We start from the raw sequence: 20,426 nt of genomic DNA, 5'->3' as shown, positions 1-20,426 counted from the left end.
TAGCCGAAGTCCGGGGAACATGCGCGATGAGGTCAGGCCGAAGCGCGCAACTCGCGGGCAGCGGCGACCATGTTCACCAACGCCGCCTCGGTTTCCGGCCAGCCACGGGTCTTCAGGCCGCAATCCGGGTTCACCCACAACCGCTCGGCCGGAATCCGCTGGGCAGCCTTGCGCAGTAGCTTGACCATCTCTTCCCTGGCGGGCACCCGCGGTGAGTGGATGTCGTACACGCCCGGGCCGATCTCGTTCGGGTAAGCGAACTGCTCGAACGCCTCCAGCAGTTCCATGTCCGAACGCGAAGTCTCGATGGTGATCACATCCGCATCCATGGCAGCGATCGACTCGATCACATCGTTGAACTCGCTGTAGCACATGTGGGTGTGGATCTGCGTCTCGTCCCGCACACCCGAGGCACACAGGCGAAACGCCTCGGTGGCCCACTCCAGGTAGCGCGGCCAGGCGCTGCGGCGCAGCGGCAGGCCCTCGCGGAAAGCGGCTTCGTCGATCTGCACGATCTTGATGCCGGCGGCCTCCAGGTCCAACACCTCGTCACGCAGCGCCAGCGCCAGCTGCTGTGCCTGCACCTCGCGGCTCACGTCCTCGCGAGGGAACGACCACATCAGCATGGTCACCGGGCCGGTCAGCATGCCCTTCATCACCTTGCGGGTAAGGCCCTGGGCGTAGGTGATCCAGGCCACGGTCATCGCCTTCGGGCGACTCAGGTCACCGAAGATCACCGCCGGCTTCACGCAACGCGAACCGTAGCTCTGCACCCAGCCGAAACGGGTGAACATGTAGCCGTCCAGCTGTTCGGCGAAGTACTCGACCATATCGTTGCGCTCGGCCTCGCCGTGCACCAGCACATCCAGACCGAGGTTTTCCTGGATCTCAACCGCATGGCGAATCTCGCTGTGCATGGCCTCGATATAGTCGGCCTCGGTCAGCGTGCCCTGCTTGAACGCCTGGCGCGCCAGGCGGATGGCCGCGGTCTGCGGGAACGAACCGATGGTGGTGGTCGGAAACGCCGGCAGGTTCAGCCCGGCGCGCTGCTTGGCGATGCGCTGCTCGAAAGCGGTGGCGCGCTGGCTGTCGGTTGGCTTGATCGCGGCGACACGGGCCTGCACCGCCGGCTTGTGAATCCGTGGCGAGGTGGCGCGGCTGTGCTGCACGGCGCGGCTCTGCGCCAGCGCCGCCAGCACCTCGTCGGCCTCGGGCTGGTTCAGTGCCTTGGCCAGCACCGCCACTTCCTGGCACTTCTGCACGGCGAACGCCAGCCAGCTTTTCAGCTCGTCATCGAGCTGGTCTTCACGGGCCAGGTCCACCGGGCTGTGCAGCAGCGAGCACGACGGCGCCACCCAAAGGCGATCGCCCAGGCGCTCATGGGCATGGCGCAGCACCTCCAGCGCCTTGTCCAGGTCGCAGCGCCAGACATTGCGGCCGTTGACCACGCCCAGCGACAGCACCTTGTAGGCCGGCAGACGATCGAGGATGGTCGGGTACTGGTCCGGGGCACGCACCAGGTCGATGTGCAGGCCATCGACCGGCAGGTTGGCGGCCAGGCCGAGGTTGTCTTCGAGGCCGCCGAAGTAGGTGGCGATCAGTTTTTTCAGCGGCGCGCGCTGGAGGATGTTGTAGACCCGCTCGTAGGCGTTCTTCCAGTCCTGCGGCAGGTCGAGGGCGATGATCGGCTCGTCGATCTGCACCCACTCCACGCCCTGCACCGCCAGGCGGTTGAAGATCTGGTCATACAGCGGCAGCAGGCGGTCGAGCAGGTCGAGCTTGTCGAAGTCGGCGCCCTTGGCCTTGCCCAGCCACAAATAGGTCAACGGGCCGATCACCACCGGCTTGACCGCATGGCCCAGGGCCCTGGCCTCCTCGACCTCCTCGAACAACTGCTCCCAGCTCAGGGCGAATTGCTGGTCGGCGCTGAACTCGGGGACCAGGTAGTGGTAGTTGGTGTCGAACCACTTGGTCATCTCCTGGGCGTGGGCACCACCGCAGCAGCTGTCGCTTCGGTCCGTCGCCACGGCGCCTCGGGCCATGGCGAACAGGGTCTGCAGGGTCGGCTTGGCAGCGTCCTTGGCACGGAAGCGTTCGGGGATCACGCCAAAGGTCAGCGAGTGGGTCAGCACCTGGTCGTACCAGGCGAAGTCGCCGACCGGCAGCAGGTCGATGCCGGCGTCCTTCTGCACCTGCCAGTGGGCCGCACGCAGCTCACGGCCCACAGCGCGCAGGCCAGCTTCGTTCAGCTCGCCCCTCCAGAACGCTTCCTGGGCTTTCTTCAACTCACGGTCGCGGCCGATGCGTGGGAAACCCAGGTTGTGTGCCAGTGCCATGTCGTGGTCCCTCGATCTTCTTAAAATGAATGAGGGAGATTCTGGGCTGCGGTTTAATGTGAGACAAACTCATTAAATTTGAGATGAACTCAAGATTTTCTCATAGTGCCTTAGCCATGCCGTCGGCCAGGCATCGCAAATGTCTCAATCAACATACTCCCCCGCGCAATCAGACATGCCCCAGCCACCCACCTGTCGCACACTGCCACCCTGCCCCAACCCGGTAGCCCACACCCCATGAGCCTGTTGAAAACGACCCTGGACGCCAACGCCTTCGCCTGCATCCTGGAGTTCGTGCCCAAGCCCAGCGCCGAGCGTTTCGCCACCCTCGACACCCTCATGGCCCGCACCCAGCTGTGCGGCTGGCCGCTGACCGTGGCCATCGGCGACCGCGTCGGCAGCGCCCTGGACATGTCGCCGCTGGACGCCTTCAACAGCCTGGCCGAGCCCGTCCCCGCCCTGCTGCACTTCTCAGGCAAGGACCGCGAGCGCCATGAACTCCTGGCGCAATTGCAGTGCATGGACGCCGCCGGCCTCGACCAACTGCTGCTGCTCACCGGCGACCGCCTGCCCGGCCACGTCCCGGGCGAGCGCCCGGTGCGCTACCTCGAATCCGTCGCTGCCCTGCAGATCGTCCGCCAGGCCCGCCCGCACTGGCTGCTGGCCGCCGCGCTCAACCCGTTCAAGTACCAGGAGGCCGAAGGCGGCGCGCAGTACAGCAAGGCCGAGAAGAAACTCACCGCCGGGGCCGACCTGTTCATCCTGCAGCTCGGTTTCGATATCGATAAGCATCAGGAAGCCTTCGACTGGATGCAGCGCCAGCCCCGGCCCAAGCCGCTGATGGCCTGCATCATGGCGCTGACCGAGGGCCGTGCCGGGATGCTCGGGCATGTCGCCGGGGTGACCGTCACGCCGTCGATGCGCGCACTGCTGGCCGCCGAAGCAGCGGTTTCCAAGACCTACGCCAAGGAACGCGCCAACCAGCGCCTGGCCTTGCAGGTGATCGGCCTGAAATTGATGGGCTATGCAGGCGTGCACCTGTCCGGCATCCACGAGGTGGCGCAGTTCGAGGCACTTGAGCAGACCATCGAGGTGCTGCAACCGCAGTTCAGCTCACTGCGGGACTGGGCCCCGGCCTGGGAAGCAGCCTGGCAGGCACCTGGCCTGACGCCGGTCACCTTCCATCCACCCGGGCACGCCTGGCGCCTCGGGCAGCGGCAGATCACCGCGTCCAACAAGGAAAAGGTTCGCTATCACCTGCTGTCGGCGATGCACCACCAGTTGTTCAGCCGCACCACCGCCTTGAGCAAGGCCTTCGGCTGGGCCGTGACCCGGCCGCTATGGGCCAACCCCACGGCAGCGCAGTGGCTGCACCAGCTGGAACGGCGTATCAAACGGCCGATGGTGGGCTGCGATACCTGTGGCAGTTGCCGGCTGGAGGACACGCTGTATATCTGCCCCGAGACCTGCCCCAAGGGGCTGGCAAACGGGCCGTGCGGCGGCACCAGCCTGGATCGTTGCGAGTTCGGCGATCGGGAATGCGTGCACAGCGCCAAGTACCGGCTGGCGGTGAGCGTGGGCAGGACCGAGGTATTGCGTGAGCGGCTGATTCCCTGTGTGCAGGTGGAGAACCGGCAGCGTAGTTCGTGGCCGGGGTGGTTCGAAGGGGGCACCTCGAGATCGCCCTCCCTGCAGCCTGACGTCGCTCCGGAGTTCAACGAGTAACACGCTTGTCGGTAATCTCGTTACTACCCTTGCCCAACAAACTGCTTTGCCTCATTGTACAGACCAATGTCATTACAAAGAGGCTGCAAACATGGCGTCCATCAATGTACGTATCGACGACGACCTCAAGGTGCGCGCCTACCGTGAGCTGGAAAAGCTGGGTGTAACCCCCTCCGAGCTGATGCGCCAAGCGCTGCAATATGTTGCTGAGCGCGGGCAACTGCCTTTTAAACCCGTGTTACTGACCGAAGAGGACGAAGCACTGCTCGCCACGGTACGCGAACGCCTGGCCTCGCCGCAGAGGGTGAGGGTAACGCTGGATGACCTATAACCTCGATTTCGATGCGCGCGCACTCAAGGAATGGCAGAAGCTCGGCGACACCATTCGCCAACAGCTAAAGAAGAAGCTGGCAACCGTGTTGCTCAACCCGAGGGTCGAAGCGAACCGTCTGCACGGTTTCCCGGACTGCTACAAGATCAAGCTGCGCAGCAGCGGATATCGATTGGTCTATCAGGTCATCGATCATCAAATCGTGGTGTTTGTGGTCGCCGTGGATAAACGTGAGCGAGATCAGGTTTACCGCAAGGCGGCCGAACGATTGACCGAGTAAATCAAGCCTTCCAGAGGCGAAAGCGCTGGCGCTCTCAAGGACACTATGAAGGTGCTATGAGGGCGCGAGATACATCTCGCAAACGTCCCGATGAGGCCAAGCACTGCCCAAACCGGGACAATAGTCTGCAAGTCCACATAGCTGTCTTCACCATCCGTACCAGCTGTTTGTCATACGTACAGATATGCGCATTGATAAATGCAAATTGAGCGTATGTGACTCCGAGGAACTCCAAATGACCGGCCTACTGACCCGAGCTGAACAGGCAGTGTCCACCACCACCATGGCCCGGGAGTTTGGCGCACGCTTGAAACAAGTGACCAGCACAGACGCCACTCATCTGGTCATATTCAAGGACAACGAACCCGCTGCGGTCCTGATGGGCGTGCAAGCCTACCAGGCCATGCTGGACGAGCTCGCCGACCTGCGTGCCGAACGTCTCACCACCGAGCGCCTGCCCAGCCTCAATGATAAACACACCGTGAGCCTGGAGGAGATGGAGACTCGCTTCAGGTAGAAGCACATGATCTGGACTGTCAGGTTTCATCCCAACAGGAAGACAATCTTCTGTAACTTGGCCGCGCCGAAGCTCAGCGGGTCCTTAAAGTCGTACGCGAGCGCATCGCTCAAGGTGAACCCGATAAGCTCGGTGTGCTGGTGCTCTGTATTGGCGCCAGGCGCGATGACGAGGTGCATGCCGCTGCCAATCGCCGTATATGAGCCCTGCAAGAGCAGGAAGAACGTGGCAGATTACTGTTCCCGTCCATCAACGGCAGCAACAGTGCCAGGTAAAGCCCCCCTGGCCGGCAACCACACGGTGAAGGTAGTGCCATAGATCGCATCCGAACGCATGCCGATCCTGCCGCCATGCGCCTCGACAATCTGCTTGACGATGAACAAGCCCAGGCCCACCGAACGCAGCGGATCCTCGCGCTCGCTGCCTCGCGTCATCGGCTCGAACAGCGTCGGGATCAACGCATCAGCAATGGCCGGCCCGTGATTGTGAACGCTCAAGGTCGCGCCTTCATCCTTCAAGTCGGTGGTCACGGTGATCGGCAAGCCCGGGTCGCCATAGGCCACGCTGTTGGCGACCAGGTTGCCGAGCATCTGCTGCAAGCGGTCCTGGTCCACTTCGAAGGTGCCATGCCCGCGCGAATAATGGCGAATACCGGCCTGGGCGAAGGCCACCCTGAGCTCGCTCACGCACTGGTCCACCGCCTGGCGCAAATCGACCTGCTGACGCGTCACGCGGATGCCCTGCCCTAGCCTGATCGAGGCGAAGTCCAGCAGGTCGACGATCATCCGCTGCGCCCGGTCGGCGGCACTGCCGATGCTGCCCAGCAAGCGCCGGGCCCGGTCGCTGTCGGCATCGCGTTCGAGCAGTTCGGTCGCCATCTTGATGGCCGTCATCGGGTTCTTCAGGTCATGGCTGGCGACCGCGACCATCTGCTCGGCGAGGATGGCGCGGCGCTCGGCGTTTTCATAGGCAGCGGCAAGTTCGGCCTGTGCCCGTTGCAGGGCGGCCTCGGCGCTGACCTTCTGCGCCAGCAGCTCTTCGGCGCGCTGCATGGCCACCAGCGCCGCCCGTTCGTTGCGGTCCCGCTCGCCGGTGCCGAGCAGCGCCAGGTGGTAGCGCACCCCCTCGGCGGTTTCACGCCGCACCCCGTTGAGCAGCATGGCCAGCAGGTGCCCATCGCGATGGCGCAGTTCGAGCTTCACCTCCGACACCGAGCCCTGCAGGTTCATCAACGGCCCCCAGTGCGTGAGCTGGAACGCCCGCCCCGCAGCCGTCAGCAACTGATCGAAACTGCGCGCCTGCAACGCCGCCGGGTCATGTCCCAGCCACTGGCTGAAGGTCTGGTTGCAGCGCAGCACGGTGCCATCCGCGGCCATGACGACCAGCCCGCACGGCGCATGCTCGAACAACGACTCATCGAACAACAAGGCGGCGTCATTCATGGCCGAATCCATGCCCGGCGAAGAACGCATCCATCGCCGCCGCGCAGGCACCCGGGGCACTCAACTGCGGGTAATGGCCCATGTTGTCGATAAGGCTCATCTGGCTGTCGGGGAGCACGCGGTGCAGGTACTCGCCTACGCCCACCGGCACCACCGGGTCGCCCGTGCATTGCACGATCAGCGTCGGTACCGGCAGGCCGCTGACCTCCTGGCGGTGATCGGAGAGGAAGATGACCCGGGCAAAGTGCCGGGCGATCTGCGCGTCGGTGCGGCAAAAACTGCTGGTCAGCTCCGCCTCCAGCAATGGTTGCCCGGGCGTGCCCATCAGCGTCGGGGCCATGGAACTGGACCAGCCGAGGTAGTTGTCTTCGAGGGTGGTGAGCAGCGCCTGGATTTCATCCGGCGCAAAGCCACCGGAGTACCCCGCCGAATCGATGTAGCAGGGCGAGCCGCCGATCATCACCAGCCCGGCAATCCGCCCGGGCCGCTGACGCTCGGCCAGCACGCCGATCATTGCGCTTACCGAGTGCCCGACCACGATCACCGGCCCCTCGGCATAAGCGTCGATCAGCTCGTTGAGGTCCGTGGCATAGCCCCAGAGCGACGCATATTTTTCCGCCGTGTAGGCCGCAAGGTCGGACTGACCGGCGCCAACCAGGTCGTAGCTGACCACGCGAAAGCGCGTGACCAGATGAGGCAGCAGGCAGCGCCACATCGACTGATCGCAGCCGAAGCCGTGAGACAGGATCAAGGTGGCACTGCCGTTCCCAGCGACGTGCACGTTGTTACGCTTTTGCAGGGTCATTACCTATCCCGATGTCGTGCAACGTTGTGCTGAGCAGTGCCGAGCGGTCCATGCTGCTGGTGAGAATAGTCGAGGCGTGGGGCGGGTGGCTTGGATTAACCGGCGGGTTGGGGCGGCCAATGAAGCAGCAGTGCGCGGGGCTCGACGTCACGGGCGCACCGGGTGGATCGGGGTTGAACTGGTGGACACCATACGCGATATGGGGAGAAAGAGGGCAGATTATGCGGTAAATAGCCGGGCGAACAGCGAGTTCAGCATTAACGGCTCGGGAGCAGGATCGTGGAAGAGGACTTGCCCCACGATTGGGTCGACGAAAACCAATACGCGCGAGTTCAAAAAGTCATCACTATCGATAAAAATCATCCAGCCGTTGATGAGCAACTACCCATGGCAGGCGCCGCGCATTTGCCTGCATCCGCATGTAGGCATCATGGGCCTGATCAACAGTGATCACCCCCTCTCGAACAAGCTCCTCAACCACCCAGAGCGTCCCCTTCACCTCGACGTTTTCCAGCAATGCCGCTTTGCGCAGCGCCTCATCACCGGACAGCAGCGGGCATTTCTCCTGCCTGGCCAGCGCCAGGGCGAAGCAATCATTACGACTAGGCCCCCTGACCCGGCCAACCAATTCCACGGCGTAAAGCATGGTGGCAGCGTTGAGTTCAGCCAACTTGAGCCCTAGGCCCAGCAGATGCCCATGCTGGGCTTCGAGCTCATCGAAGTAGAGGATATCTGGCACAGTAAACTGGTAAGGCAGCGTGAAGAGTTGAGCCAGCAGCTCGCCCTCTTCAAGGTCGATCAGGATGTTTGCATCACTGATGAGCAGCTGCATCCAGTAACTCCAGTTTGCGCGCCTGGTGGAACTGATAGATCGTCATGCCCAGCAACTCCGCCGCCTTGGACTCACTGAGGATCCCCTCCCCCAAGGCGCGATAGACCAGTTGCTGGAACAACCGCGTGGTTTCCTGCCGATACGCCGACCCTGGCTCCTGCTTGCGCCAGCCCTGTTTGACGAACACCATGAACAGCCGCTCACGCACAGCCTGCGGGATGATCTCCAGGTCGCCAGCGCGATACAGGCAGCCCTGCATGCTGAGGCCAAATTCCGCCTTGAGCAGATACAACTCGCGCACCTCCAGCATGTGACGCTTGTTGCCCAGATGCTGCCGCATGGCGCTGGCCGGCACCAGCAATGCCGAAGCGAAACGGTTACAGGCCTTTTCCTCGTCCAGGCCTTCGGCCAAGCGACCGTGCATCAGCAGGTGGCCGAGCTCGTGGGCCAGGGTGAAACGCTGCCGGTCCCCCGGCCAGTCAGCCGACACCACGATGACCGGCTGCCCCGCCACGCTGGCCTGCAGGCCATCGAACTTCGCCTGCGCATCGACCTGGGTGATGATCACCAGAATCCCATGCGTCTCCAGCACGTCGATCAAATCGGGAATCGGGCTAGACCCCAGCCCCCACAGCTGCCGCACCTGGTCTGCCAGGTTGTCGACCGCCTGTAACGATTCCAACTGCGCAGGCAGCCCCGCCGGCGCGCTGAACGCCTGCACGGGATAGTCCGGCCATAGGTTGATCAGCTCTTGCCAGCGCTCCGCCTGATCCAGCACATCGGCCTCGATGCGCTTGAGGATCGCCTTGGGCGTGCTGCAACGCTTGCGATATTCGACCCCCGCCAGCTCGACCTTGGGCGGACGGAAGAAATACTCGGCGCGCACCGACAGCGCCTTGCACAAACGCACGAGCACGCCAGAACTGGGCATGCTTTGATCATGTTCGTACTTCTTGATCATGTTGGCGCTCACGCCCACCTGCTCACCTAGCGCCTGCATCGACAGGCCAGCAGCAGCGCGGGCACGTTTGAGCCGCTCGCCGATCATCGGCGACCTCCCTCGGTTTACGAAAAAAATAAATTACCAGTAAATATAAACCTGATAGCACTACCCGTCGAGGCTTGGGTTACGACCGTGCTAGCGAGGCCGTGCCAAGAACTGGACCAGTCACGCTCGCCCGCTGATTCATCTGCGTCTCAAAAGAATGTATAAAGCGTCAGCGCCCTGCGACCCCGACGTCCGCACAAGGAAACCCCTCCATGCTTCGGCTCACCATGCCGGCCCTGCTCCTGGCTGTAGCCGGCTGTGCCACCAAGCCTCCCGCCAACCCCGAGAACCTTTGCGAGATCTTCCGCGAGAAGCCGAAGTGGCACGAGGCGGCGTTGAAGATGCAGGCGCGCTGGGGCGCCCCGGTGCAGGTGCCGATGGCGATGATGTACCAGGAGTCGTCGTTCAAGCACGACGCCCTGCCGCCGCGTTATTACTTCCTCGGCTTCATCCCCTGGGGCCGGGTCAGCACCGCCTACGGCTACGCCCAGGCCAAGGACGAGACCTGGGCCGACTACAAGCGCGAAGCCGGCGGCTGGGGCGCCGCCCGCGACGACTTCGCCGACGCCCTCGACTTCATGGGCTGGTACATGCAGAAGAGCCAGCGGGTAAACGGCACGTCCAAGTGGGACGCCTACGGCCAGTACCTGAATTACCACGAAGGCTGGGGCGGCTACCGCAACCGTAGTTACGACGCCAAGCCGTGGCTGAAGAACGTGTCGCAGAAGGTGCAGGCGCGGGCTTCGGTGTTTGGGGCGCAGTATCGGAGTTGTGAGCAGGAGCTGGCTCGGGGTGGGTGGTTCTGGTAGGCGCTGTTTCGGGGGTGATGAAACACCGGGCGAGCGATGCGTTGCCGACCGGGCACGCTCTTGCACGACGCGATGGATCAAGTGGAGTCCGCTCAGGACACACCCCGCAATAGGGCCGCAAAGCGGCCCCGATGATGTGCAGCATCAGCCTGTAGAAACACCCTCTTCTTTCATCACCTCCAGCTTGCCGAACTGCTCGCTGGCCAAGCGGCTGATGATCCGGATCGCCTGGTGAATGCCCGCGGTGTTGCGAAAGCTCAGTTGCGGGTTGTGTTCGCACTCGAGCACCTCGTCATGCTGGACCAGCGCCTCGCCTAGCAGTTCGAGGGTCCAGATGTAGCTTTGCAGGGTAGACATGCGTTCGTGGTCAGTCATGGGGCGTCTCCCGGTTGGCGCGCTCGGCGAGGGATTGGCTGTCGATCGGGTAGAAGGTTGGGGATGGGGTGGCCGCACGGGTTGGCCGGCGGAGAGCGGATGCGAGGATCCTCAGTATCTTGGTGGTCATGCATGAGTTCCTTTCGTTGTGGAACTGCCACCGCTCGCGGCCAAGCAAGTTTAGGTGGCAGCAGTACGCGGGTTGGCCGACCGGGACGAAAGGGGCCCGGCACACCCGAAGGTGTCCCGCGCACCACCGCCATGACGCGACATCGCGGGCACAAAAAAGGGCCGGTGTCAAGTCTTTTATGCGGCTCACGCAAAACTTGAAACTGTATATGAGACAGCAGGTTAGCTCGTTCTTAGGCTGCTTTGCAGAGGTGCGACTTCGTGGTCTAGGAGCCACATAGGAGCGTCGCAGTGGCAAGCCATGTCGCGTTGCATCGGTATCGAAAACCGATGGACATTGCGAACAGCAGGTTGTCAGCATAGCCCAGTTCTTCACATCCCAGCTTGACCCATGGCTTGACTCCCAAACTCTTTCATAGAATAATTGATGTCATATTTTTTAACTGACATCGTGTTTTATGGCATCAGAAACCATTCCAAGACCGGAGCAAGTTCGTGCCGCGCGCAGCTTGCTCGGCTGGTCGCAGCAAGATCTCGCCGCCAAGGCAGGGGTTGCAATCTCCACGATCGCTGACTTCGAACGCGGGCAGCGCAGTCCTATACCAAACAACGCGCTTGCCATCCGTCAAGCGTTGGAAGCGGCGGGTGTGCTATTTACCGAGACAGGCGTTAGTCATGGCTTTCATTGGACGTTCATGACTGAGCGCGGGACGAGTGGCTTGATCGTCACTTTTACCCCCGAAGCGGCCGGGCCAGTGATCGACTTTGCGTCAATCTTTGGCAAAGTCGAGCCTCCAAAGGTTTCGATCGACACAATCCAGTGCGCAACGCCAGAACTCAGGAACAAGGTCCACGATTACGTCGATCGGCATGCGGCTAAAACGCCACATCTGTTCCGCTTGCGCAAGATGCTCGACGACATGCCTGACGGGGAGTTCTTCCTGCTCCTGCCAACGCCGCCGTCCTCAACGGCTGAGCAATTTCGCTATGAGCAGGTACTGCACCAGCTCAATCATCCGCAAGAGCAACCTCTAGATGAACACTTGCAGGTCTTCGGGCGCTTGCTTGAGAAATATGACTTGTGCATGCCTCGAACCGACAAACATTTCAACATCGGCAATGCCAAGAAGGCAGACAGAACTTGTCGATTTTGTGGCAACTCAAGGAAGACTGGAGCACAATTCAATAAGGAGGCCCATGCCATTCCAGCCGCACTGGGCAACAAGTACCTCAAGCTCGCTGACGAATGTGACGATTGCAATCAGTATTTCGGAGACAAGATCGAGCCCACCCTTGTCGAGCTTCTCAATATCCAGCGGGTGTTTCTCGGCATTGAAGCTCGCGGGTCATTGCCTACTGTTAAATTCCCAGGGGGCAGGCTGTTCCGTGATGGCAACAACGACAAGATGATGGTCGTTGTATCCGAGAAAATCTCTGAGGATGCTTCCGGCGTACTGACTGCGCAACTAGGAACGGGAAAACCCATAGTCCCACAGAGTTTCTACCGCGCTCTGAGCAAGATCGCCCTATCTGTTATTCCAGAACAAGAACTTCCTGCACTGGCGAAAACGATCCGTTGGGTACGCTATGGCGAATCTTCCGAAGCTCCTTTGCCGAAGATAGCCGCTGCAGTGGTAATGCTCCCTCCCGACCCATCGGCCCAGATCACTTTGTACATCCGCAAGGAGCCTCATTCGAAGATGCCCCATGTCTTGTGTGAATTCCGACTGGGGTGCTACATGTACGTCTATGCCCTGCCTTTCTCCGAGAGAGATGATGGAAACCTTTTGGGATTCTTCGAGGAAGAGGAATTCAAGCAAACTTTTCGGCACTACGCATCGGTGCCCTCGTGGAGTCAACAGGACTACAGCGGAAACCAGGAAATCCAGGTGCTCCAAAGTATTAGACTGCAACCGAGCAACGCGCCTATTGATGGGCAACCATCCTGATCGCTGATTGCCTAAGCTGCTCTCGTGTCATTCCCTCACTTTGAGAGCCGCTTGAAGTTTCGATCCCCCGCCATGAACGCCTCCAGCATGTGCGGGATCAGCGTCGTGGCATCAACCGCCTCGCCATACGCCTGCGCATGCAGTGCGGCGTAGCGGTCGAGATCGGCTTTCAAGCTGGCCGGGCAGGCGAAGGTCAGCTTCACGCTCTCGATCTTGGGCAGCGGCCCCAGCCGTAGTTTCCTGGTTGTGCTCATCGTGAAGTCCCCTTGATGAAGAACAGCGGCTGATAGGGCCGCAGCACCAGATCACGGTTCACGATGATGCGCACCGGCAAGCCGGGGCGGCTGGTCAGCGTGGGCTGGATGTTGAGGTTGCGCCGGGTCACTTCCTGGCCGACCTGGTTCACGGTGTCCTGCAGGCTGTCGCGCCCGGCGATGATGACGCGATCACCGTCCTGGCGGTTCTCGGGTGCGGCCAGTTCGGCACCGACGCCCAGCAGCGTGGTCAGCACGGCACCGGCAAAGATCCGATCCCAATGCCAGTCCACATCGTCTTCCAGACCCGCATAACCTGCCGGGTCGGTGCCGATCAGGTTGTCGAGCGTGAGCGAAGACGTATCCGGCAGGATGATGCGGTTCCACACCACCTGCACGCGGCTCTGGCCATAGCTGACCTGGCTGTTGTACTTGCCCAAGATGCGCGAACCCTGCGGGATCAGCAGGAACTTGCCAGTGGCCGTGTCGTAGATCGGTTCCGTCACCGTGGCGATCACATCGCCCGGCAGGTCGGACTTGATGCCCGTGACCAGTGCCCCAGCAATGACCGTTCCAACCATCACTTGATACGGCGAGGTGGGTATTTGCAGGTTGCCGGAGTTACGGGTTTCCGTAGAACCGCCTGTCAGGAACGCCTCTTTCTGGTCTTGCCGGTTCTGCACGGCAGTCGGATCAGCAGGCTGGGCCGCCGTCGAGGCCGGGCCAGCGGCCAGGGGATCGAAAGCGGCATTGGCAGCGAAGCCCGGTGCGGCGGCGACCTGCGACTGCGCCACGGGCGCAGCCTGCGGGGAGCCAGTGCGAAAGAACACCGATGAAGCTGCCGCCGCTTCTTCTTCCTTGCGCAGCGCATCGTTGGGGTCGTAGCCGGGCGCGGCATAGGTGGCGGCGACCGGCTGCTGCGAGTTCACGATGGCTGGCCCCAGGTCGCCAGGCAAAGGAGGCCCCAGTTCCGGCACGTCGGGCGGCAGCGGTGGCAGCTTGGAATAGTCCGTTGGCAGCGCATCCAGTCCCTCCGACTTGGACACGCGATCCACGTTGTACAGCTCGGTGGATTCACCCGCGCCGCGTTGCTGCGGCTGCAGCGACCAGATCAGTGCGCCCATCACGCCAACCGACAAGCAGCCGGCGAGGATCGCCAGCGTGCGCCGGTTCAGGCGCGTGACCGGGCGCGGTTGGGCGCGCAGCGCCACCGCCTCGGGAGCCACCTTGTCCGCCTGAGGCGTGGCAAGGTCGGGAATGTCATCCTGGCTCATACTCAGTTCCTCCCGGCAATGCCATCCGTGCGCTCGATGCGCACCACGTCGCCCTTGTCGGCGCCCAGGCGAAGTTCGGCCGCACCGAACAGGCGATCCACGATGTAGTACGGCGAGCGGAAGCGATAGTTCACCAGTTGCCCATCCCCCTGCGCACCGATGACGAACAGTGGGGGCAGTTCGCCCTGGGCGATGCCTGCCGGGAACTGGATATAGACCTTCTCTCCATCATCGAAGGCGCGCAGCGGCTTCCACGGTGGATTGCTGCCGCTGATTGCATAGCGAAATCGGATGTTCTCCAACGACAGGCCCGCATCGACCGGCGCGGCCGCGTTGGCGGCTTGCGCCTGGCGCTGCAAGGCCAGCATCCGATCCTTGGGATAGTCCCAGGACACCGACGCCATCCATGCCTTGTCGGTCGAGGTCAGTTCCAGCAGGTACGTCCTGCGGCTGGTCGTGATGACCAGATTGGTCTTCAAGCCGGAACGAATAGGCTTGACCAGCACATTGACGCGCAAATCGGCCCCGCTGCCGCTGGAGGTGTCACCCACGATCCAGCGCACCGTGTCGCCCGCAGCGACCGTCACCAGTTCCTCGCCGGGTTGGAGCGCGATCACCGTCACGCGACCCACCGACGCATAGACCTGGTACAGCGCGCCATCGGTGAAGGGCCAGACCTGAATCGCATTGACGTAGCCCTCGCGGGTCGGCGCGATCCGTGCCTCGGCATTGGCGCGGGAGACGCGCACCTTCTCGTCAGCAGGCTCCAGTGCCGCCGGGGCCGCATCCACGTCCGGCAGCGGCTTCAACTGCGCGGGCAATGCCAACGGTTCGGGCACGGCCACCACTTCGATGGGTTTGGGCGGCTCGGGCAATGGCTGCGCTTGCACCGGTTCATCGAGCGAGATCACCGGCGGCGGCTTGCCCTGCGTGGCGCAGCCCGCAAACAGGACAGTCGATGCCAGCAAGATCACCGGCAATGCGGCTTTACGGAAATGTGCATTCATGGTTTGGCTCCTTCAGAAGAATCCAGTTCACGGCTCCACGACAGGCCATTGACGTAGATGCCCAGCGGGTTGCGGCGCAGGCGTTCTTCGGTGCGCGGGGTCTGCTGCACGATGGACACCACCGCCGTCCATCGCTCCAGCCCGGCAGCCGCGCCATTGACGTAGCGGCGTTCCGTCCAGCGCACGTTGAACGACGCCTCACTGGCGCGAACCACACTGGTGATCTGCACCGTCACCGACTCCTTGCCGATACGGGCAAACGGGTCATTCACCCGCGCATAGTCGTTGAGCACCGCCGCGCCCCGATCGGTGGTGTAGTCGTAGGCATCGAGCCAGTTCTGGCGCACGACGATGGGGTCGATGGACAGCGAGCGCACCAGCGTCACGAAGCGCGCGATGTGGTGCGCCGTCTGCGCATCGGTGGGTCGGTACGGCGTGGCCGCTTCGCCCACGGTGCGCACTTGGCCGGACTGATCGACCTCGATGACATAGGGCGTGACGATGGATTGTGCTGAGCGCCACACCAGGCCACCGGCCATCAGCAGCGCGAGCACCAGGCAGCCAAAGGCCATCAGCCGCCAGTTCTTGGCCTGCACGCGGGCCGAGCCGATGCGCTCGTCCCACACCTGGGCAGCGGCTTGATACGGAGTGGCAGGCTGCGGCGTATCGGCATAGCGCACCTGCGGTCGTTTGAATCGCATGGAGTTCTCCTTGAAAGTCAGCTATCGGGTCATTCATCGGGGCGCAGGCTCGGGCCTTGGCCCGAACCGCCGCCGTCGCCACCGCGCAGCGTGTGCGCGGCCGTGGTGGTGGCCTGGGTGAGTTGTTGGCGACGTTGCAGGCGCTTGGCCCAGCCGGGTTGTTCCTGCTTCTGCGCGTTGGCATCGCCAGCGGCGGTTTGCCCGGAACCGGCAGTGCTACCGCCTGCGCCGCCATCGGCGCCAGAGCCTTGCCAGCCTGCTTTGAATGGCGCGGCCGCCTTGGCTGCCGCCGCTTTGATGCCTGCACCAGCGCGCTGACCAGCGGTCTGTGCGCCGCCCTTGGCGACATTGCCCAGCCCTGCCATCGCGCCTTTGGCTCCGCCGCCCGCAGCGGCGGAACCGGCCTGAAAGGCCGACTTCGCGCTGCCAGCCGCCGAGGTTGCGGCCCGCGCGCCAGCCCCGGCGAGCTTGGCGGCAGCCGGTGCCATGCGCGCCCCGGCCATCACCGCACCGCCCACGCCGGTGGCCGCAGCACCTACGGCAACCGCCGCGCCTGCGGCACCAATCGCAGCACCGGCCATCGCGCCTGCGCCAAGCTGCGGTGCGCCGGAGACCAGCCCGGTGGCGATACCCGGCCCGAAGATTCCCAGCGCCAGCAGCGTGAGCGAGGCCAGCATGATGACCACCGCATGGTCGATGGACGGCTCGGCCGGATGTACCTGGAACTCGGCAAACAGGCCCGAGCCAATGCCGACGATAACGGCCAGCACCAGCACCTTGATGCCCGAGGACACTACGTTGCCCAGCACCTTTTCGGCGAGAAAGCTGGTCTTGTTCCACAGCGCGAACGGCACCAGTACGAAGCCCGCGAGCGTGGTCAGCTTGAACTCGATCAAGGTGATGAAAAGCTGGATCGCCAGCACGAAGAAACACAGGATCACCACCGCCCAGGCCAGGAACATGACCACGATGGGCGTCATGTTCACGAACACCTCGGGGAAGCCCGCCATGTCACTGATCTGCTCAAGGATCGGCGCTGCCGCGTCGATGCCGGTCTTGGCCAGGCGTCCCGGTTGCAGGAATTCGCCCATGCTCATCGTCGAGCCGCTGGCCGTCAGGCCCAGGCCCGCGAACGAGCGGAAGACGATGCTGGCCAGCCAGTTGAAGTTATTGATGATGTAGGCGAAGGCACCGACGTACAGCACCTTGCGCAGCAGCTTGGCGATCACTTCATCGCCCTGGCCGGTGGCATGGCTCATCGCCCAGTACAGCCCGGCGATGGTCATGTCGATGACGATCAGCGTGGCGGTGAGGAACGCGACTTCGCCCTGCAGCAGCCCAAAACCCGAGTCGATGTAGCGCGAGAAGGTGTCGAGGAAGCGGTCGATGACCGTCACGTCGTTCATGGCAGCCCCTGTCAGTTGCCGTAGAAATCCACGCGCTGCGGCGTGTATGGCGTGCCATCGCCCAGGAATCGGCGCGTTACTTCACGGCCGCGCTCGACAGCCGCTGCTTGGCGTGCCAGTTCCAGCGCGGCGGCGCGTTCCTGCGTGATCTGGAGCTGCTGCGCCTGGATCGACTGCTTGGCCTGTAAGGCCAGAAGCTGGTTGGTCGCCTGCATGGCTTGCAGCGCGCCGGTGGCGGACTGGCTCTGGCTCACGAGGTCGGCCAATGCGCTTTCGTCTTGCGCCAAGTTCTGCGACACCTGCGCCTGCATCCGCATCGCGGTGTGCAGGCCGTTCAGCGTGTTCTTCCAGCGCTCCTGCGCGTCGCGCAGCATCTGGTCGCCGCTGACGGTCGCGGCGTACTGCTCCGGGTACAGCCGGGCGAAGGTGGCATCCATGCTCTGCACGTCGTAGGCCAGGCCGCGAGCCTCGGCGATCAGCCGCTCGGTGGTCGCCAACGTCGAGCGCAGGCGATTGACGATGTTGAAGTCCAGATTCGCCAGATTGCGCGCCTGGTTCATCAGCATCTGCGCTTCGTTCTGAAGCTGGTTGATCTGGTTGTTGATCTGCTCCAGCGTGCGCACGGCGGTCAGCGTGTTCTGCACGAAGTTGGACGGGTCGAACACCGTCAGCGCGGATGCAGGCTGTGAGGCCAGCAGCGATACCGACAGCACGGCGGCGAGCGAGACGGACAGCAAACGGGGTTGGGTCTTCATGGTGAAACCTCCGGTCGTTGAGAAGCGAGGAAGGACGCTGCTGCCGGTGAGGACGGCAGCAGGTCGGCGGCCCAATCGAGGCCGCGATGGCGCAACCAGGCACCGGCGAAGCCCGGTGTGCCTGCCTCCAGCAGCACGCGATCCATGTCACGTTGGTCTTGCGGGGTGGATGCACCCGCGAAGGCCAGCGTGGCTGGCCCCAGGTCGAGGTCGAACAGGCGATTTCCCAGGCGTGATTGGTAGTAGTAGTCGCGCTTGGGCTGCGCGGTCGCCACGATCTCGATCTGGCGCGAGTTCAGCCCGAAGCCTTCGTAGATCGTGCGGATCTGCGGCTCGGTGGCCTGCGGATTTGGGAGAAAGATCCGACTGGCGCAGCTTTCGATCACTGCCGGGGCAATGCTCGAATCCTTGATGTCGGCCAGCGACTGGGTGGCAAAGATGACGCTGACATTCTTCTTGCGCAGCGTCTTGAGCCACTGGCGAATGCGGGCGGCGAACACCGGGTCATCAAGGAACAACCAGGCTTCATCAAGGATCAGCAGCGTGGGCGCGCCGTCGAAGCGTTCATCGAAGCGGGCGAACAGGTAGCCCAGCACAGCCAGCACCGCCGCCTTGCTGTGCATCAGCTCTTCCATCTCGAAGCCCTGCACGCTGCCGGAACCCAGCCGGTCGGCATCGGCGTCCAGCAGCTTGCCGTGGGCACCGCCCAGCACATAGGGCGCGAGCGCCTGGCGCAGTGCGTTCGATTGCAGCAGCACCGACAGGCCCGTCAGCGTGCGCTGCTCCACCGGTGCACCGGCGAGGCTGCCCAGTGCCGACCAGATCGCGGCCTTCTCGTCCGGGCCGATGGCGACACCTTCATGCAACAGGCGGCCTTCCACCCATTCGGTCGCCCAGGTGCGGTAGCCCTCGTGGTCGATGCGGGCCAATGGCTGGAAAGCAATCGCCCCGTCATTGCCCAGGTCGTAATGCTCGCCGCCGAGTCCCAGGATGGTGGCGCGCATCGAGCGGCCCATATCGAAGGCGAAGATGCGTGAACCGGGATAACGGCGGAACTGCATCGCCAGCGTGGCGAGCAGCACCGACTTGCCCATGCCGGTCGGCCCCGCGACCAGCGTGTGGCCCACGTCGCCGATGTGCGTCACCAGCCGAAACGGCGTCGCGCCATCGGTGCGGGTGACAATCAGCGGCGGGCCATCCAGATGCGCGTTCTTCTCTGGGCCGGCCCACACGGCAGACAGCGGCATCATGTGCGCCAGGTTCAGCGTCGAGACGATGGGCTGGCGCACATTCGCGTAGGCGTTACCGGGAATGGACGACAGCCAGGCATCCACCGCATTCAAGGTTTCAGGGATGGTGACGAAGCCGCGCCCCTGAATGACGCGCTCCACCATGCGCAGCTTTTCATCAGCTACGGCGGCATCCGTGTCCATGACGGTGACGGTGGCCGTCAGGTAGCCGAAAGACACCTGATCGCTTCCCAGCTCCTGCAAGGCGGCATCGGCATCGGCGGCCTTGTTGTTGGCGTCGGTATCAACCAGCGGGCTTTCCTGCTGGAATACGGTTTCGCGCAGCAGCGCGACGACGTTCTTCCGTTTGGCGAACCATTGGCGGCGGAGGCGGCCGAGTTCTTTTTCTGCCTCGGCTTTGTCCAGGCACAAAAAGCGCGTGCTCCAGCGGTAGCCAAAGCCCAGGCGGTTGAGGTCGTCGAGAATCCCCGGCCAGGTCGAGGTCGGGAAGCCCCGCACCGACACCACGCGCAGGTGCTGGTCGCCCAACATGGGAGCCAGACCACCGACCAGCGCCGAATCGGCCAGCAGCGCGTCGAGGTGGAAAGGCACTTCGGGCACGGCCAACCGGTAGCGTCGCGTCGAGACCGTGGCGTGCAGGTAGGTCAGCGTCTGCGCGTCATCCAGCCAGGCGATTTCCGGCATCACGCCATCGAGCAGGTCGAAAACCCGATCGGTTTCCGCCACGAAGGCATCGAGTCGGCCCCGCCAGTCCACGCCATCGCCCGGCGCATGCTCGTAGAGCAGCTTGGCCGCACGGGCGCGCGATTCCTCCGGTGGCAGGTAGGCCAGGGTCAGGTGATAGGCGCTTTCATAGTGATGGCCAGATTCCTCGAAGGCCGCGCGGCGTTCTTCTTCCACCAGCCAAGACAGCGGTTCGGGAAACTCGGAACATGGGTAGCCCGCCGCTGCGCGGCGCTCGGCCTCGATAAACAAGGCCCAGCCTGAACCCAGACGGCGCAGTGCGTTGTTGAGCCGAGCCGACGTGGCGATCAGCTCGCCTTGCGTGGCGCTGTCCAGATCCGGCCCACGAAAGCGGGCCGTGCGCTGGAACGAGCCATCCTTGTTCAGCACCACGCCCGGCGCGATCAGCCCGGCCCAGGGCAACCAATCGGCCAGCAGCGCGGGCCGCTGGCGGTATTCGGCAAGGTTCAGCATGTCG

The 20,426-nt window shown here is 63.2% G+C and carries 21 protein-coding genes; 6 read left to right on the top strand and 15 right to left on the bottom strand.

The features are described 5' to 3' along the window. Positions 1-32: 32 nt before the first annotated feature. Complete coding sequence (gene metE, locus C3F42_RS22220) at positions 33-2,336, bottom strand: 5-methyltetrahydropteroyltriglutamate--homocysteine S-methyltransferase (RefSeq protein ID WP_104444917.1); 2,304 nt, start codon at positions 2,334-2,336, stop codon at positions 33-35. 237 nt (positions 2,337-2,573) lie between these two features. Here metE and C3F42_RS22215 point away from each other — a divergent pair, with 237 nt between their 5' ends. From C3F42_RS22215 to C3F42_RS22200, 4 genes are all read left to right on the top strand, one after another. Then, positions 2,574-4,061, top strand: coding sequence for a methylenetetrahydrofolate reductase C-terminal domain-containing protein (locus C3F42_RS22215; protein WP_104444916.1), 1,488 nt, complete (start codon positions 2,574-2,576; stop codon positions 4,059-4,061). A 91-nt stretch (positions 4,062-4,152) separates the two neighbouring features. After that, a complete protein-coding gene (locus tag C3F42_RS22210) occupies positions 4,153-4,392 on the top strand; it encodes a type II toxin-antitoxin system RelB/DinJ family antitoxin (protein ID WP_023629499.1) in 240 nt (79 codons plus the stop codon). Further along, positions 4,382-4,672 (top strand): type II toxin-antitoxin system RelE/ParE family toxin, encoded by a 291-nt coding sequence (locus C3F42_RS22205; protein ID WP_023629498.1) that lies wholly within the window; start codon positions 4,382-4,384, stop codon positions 4,670-4,672. Before C3F42_RS22210 ends, C3F42_RS22205 begins: the two co-directional genes overlap by 11 nt. Positions 4,673-4,907: 235 nt before the next feature. Next, a complete protein-coding gene (locus C3F42_RS22200; protein WP_023629497.1) occupies positions 4,908-5,189 on the top strand; it encodes a Phd-YefM in 282 nt (93 codons plus the stop codon). Between the two features lie 26 nt (positions 5,190-5,215). Here the strand turns inward: C3F42_RS22200 and C3F42_RS29465 are convergent, their stop codons facing one another. From C3F42_RS29465 to C3F42_RS22175, 5 genes are all read right to left on the bottom strand, one after another. Continuing rightward, positions 5,216-5,368, bottom strand: coding sequence for a hypothetical protein (locus tag C3F42_RS29465; RefSeq protein ID WP_158659585.1), 153 nt, complete (start codon positions 5,366-5,368; stop codon positions 5,216-5,218). 54 nt (positions 5,369-5,422) lie between these two features. Next, the gene (locus tag C3F42_RS22190; protein WP_177410841.1) at positions 5,423-6,631 is read right to left on the bottom strand and encodes a PAS domain-containing sensor histidine kinase; all 1,209 of its coding nucleotides are present in this window, start codon (positions 6,629-6,631) and stop codon (positions 5,423-5,425) included. Continuing rightward, positions 6,624-7,436, bottom strand: a complete 813-nt coding sequence (locus C3F42_RS22185) for an alpha/beta fold hydrolase (protein WP_104444915.1) — start codon at positions 7,434-7,436, stop codon at positions 6,624-6,626. The genes C3F42_RS22190 and C3F42_RS22185 overlap by 8 nt, the downstream gene beginning before the upstream one ends. Before the next feature lie 346 nt (positions 7,437-7,782). Continuing rightward, positions 7,783-8,268 carry a PIN domain-containing protein gene (locus C3F42_RS22180; RefSeq protein ID WP_104444914.1) on the bottom strand — a complete coding sequence of 162 codons (486 nt, stop codon included), beginning with the start codon at positions 8,266-8,268 and terminating at the stop codon, positions 7,783-7,785. Continuing rightward, positions 8,249-9,316: an ImmA/IrrE family metallo-endopeptidase gene (locus tag C3F42_RS22175; RefSeq protein WP_104444913.1), complete on the bottom strand. Its 1,068-nt coding sequence runs from the start codon at positions 9,314-9,316 to the stop codon at positions 8,249-8,251. The genes C3F42_RS22180 and C3F42_RS22175 overlap by 20 nt, the downstream gene beginning before the upstream one ends. A 212-nt stretch (positions 9,317-9,528) precedes the next feature. Here C3F42_RS22175 and C3F42_RS22170 point away from each other — a divergent pair, with 212 nt between their 5' ends. Then, on the top strand, positions 9,529-10,125 hold the full coding sequence (locus C3F42_RS22170; RefSeq protein ID WP_038706804.1) for a lipoprotein: 597 nt from the start codon (positions 9,529-9,531) through the stop codon (positions 10,123-10,125). Between the two features lie 144 nt (positions 10,126-10,269). On the opposite strand, the gene C3F42_RS22165 is transcribed toward C3F42_RS22170, so the two are convergent. Both C3F42_RS22165 and C3F42_RS29460 read right to left on the bottom strand, forming a co-directional pair. Beyond that, positions 10,270-10,500 carry a hypothetical protein gene (locus C3F42_RS22165; RefSeq protein WP_104444912.1) on the bottom strand — a complete coding sequence of 77 codons (231 nt, stop codon included), beginning with the start codon at positions 10,498-10,500 and terminating at the stop codon, positions 10,270-10,272. Next, a complete protein-coding gene (locus C3F42_RS29460) occupies positions 10,493-10,630 on the bottom strand; it encodes a hypothetical protein (protein WP_158659584.1) in 138 nt (45 codons plus the stop codon). Before C3F42_RS29460 ends, C3F42_RS22165 begins: the two co-directional genes overlap by 8 nt. Positions 10,631-11,087: 457 nt before the next feature. Between C3F42_RS29460 and C3F42_RS22160 the strand changes: the two genes are divergently transcribed. Then, entirely contained in the window at positions 11,088-12,578 is a 1,491-nt protein-coding gene (locus C3F42_RS22160) for a multiprotein-bridging factor 1 family protein (protein ID WP_003462893.1), read from the top strand. A gap of 35 nt (positions 12,579-12,613) precedes the next feature. On the opposite strand, the gene C3F42_RS22155 is transcribed toward C3F42_RS22160, so the two are convergent. The 7 genes from C3F42_RS22155 to trbE are packed head-to-tail and all read right to left on the bottom strand — an operon-like array spanning position 12,614 to position 20,422. Next, on the bottom strand, positions 12,614-12,832 hold the full coding sequence (locus tag C3F42_RS22155; RefSeq protein WP_003462895.1) for a DUF2274 domain-containing protein: 219 nt from the start codon (positions 12,830-12,832) through the stop codon (positions 12,614-12,616). Then, positions 12,829-14,106: a TrbI/VirB10 family protein gene (locus tag C3F42_RS22150; RefSeq protein WP_003462898.1), complete on the bottom strand. Its 1,278-nt coding sequence runs from the start codon at positions 14,104-14,106 to the stop codon at positions 12,829-12,831. The genes C3F42_RS22155 and C3F42_RS22150 overlap by 4 nt, the downstream gene beginning before the upstream one ends. A 2-nt stretch (positions 14,107-14,108) precedes the next feature. Then, positions 14,109-15,113: a P-type conjugative transfer protein TrbG gene (trbG, locus tag C3F42_RS22145; RefSeq protein WP_003462900.1), complete on the bottom strand. Its 1,005-nt coding sequence runs from the start codon at positions 15,111-15,113 to the stop codon at positions 14,109-14,111. Next, positions 15,110-15,814, bottom strand: coding sequence for a conjugal transfer protein TrbF (trbF, locus tag C3F42_RS22140; protein WP_003462903.1), 705 nt, complete (start codon positions 15,812-15,814; stop codon positions 15,110-15,112). Before trbF ends, trbG begins: the two co-directional genes overlap by 4 nt. A 29-nt stretch (positions 15,815-15,843) precedes the next feature. Continuing rightward, positions 15,844-17,220 carry a P-type conjugative transfer protein TrbL gene (gene trbL / locus C3F42_RS22135; protein WP_003462906.1) on the bottom strand — a complete coding sequence of 459 codons (1,377 nt, stop codon included), beginning with the start codon at positions 17,218-17,220 and terminating at the stop codon, positions 15,844-15,846. A gap of 11 nt (positions 17,221-17,231) precedes the next feature. Further along, positions 17,232-17,975, bottom strand: coding sequence for a P-type conjugative transfer protein TrbJ (trbJ, locus tag C3F42_RS22130; RefSeq protein WP_003462908.1), 744 nt, complete (start codon positions 17,973-17,975; stop codon positions 17,232-17,234). Next, positions 17,972-20,422, bottom strand: coding sequence for a conjugal transfer protein TrbE (gene trbE / locus C3F42_RS22125; RefSeq protein ID WP_003462910.1), 2,451 nt, complete (start codon positions 20,420-20,422; stop codon positions 17,972-17,974). Before trbE ends, trbJ begins: the two co-directional genes overlap by 4 nt. Positions 20,423-20,426 lie beyond the last annotated feature (4 nt).

Origin of the sequence: Pseudomonas sp. PONIH3, assembly GCF_002934345.1 — a bacterium.
Taxonomy (GTDB): Bacteria; Pseudomonadota; Gammaproteobacteria; order Pseudomonadales; family Pseudomonadaceae; genus Aquipseudomonas; species Aquipseudomonas soli.
The sequence above is the reverse complement of the archived record's forward strand: the minus strand, read 5'-3'. Positions and strand labels throughout refer to the sequence as shown.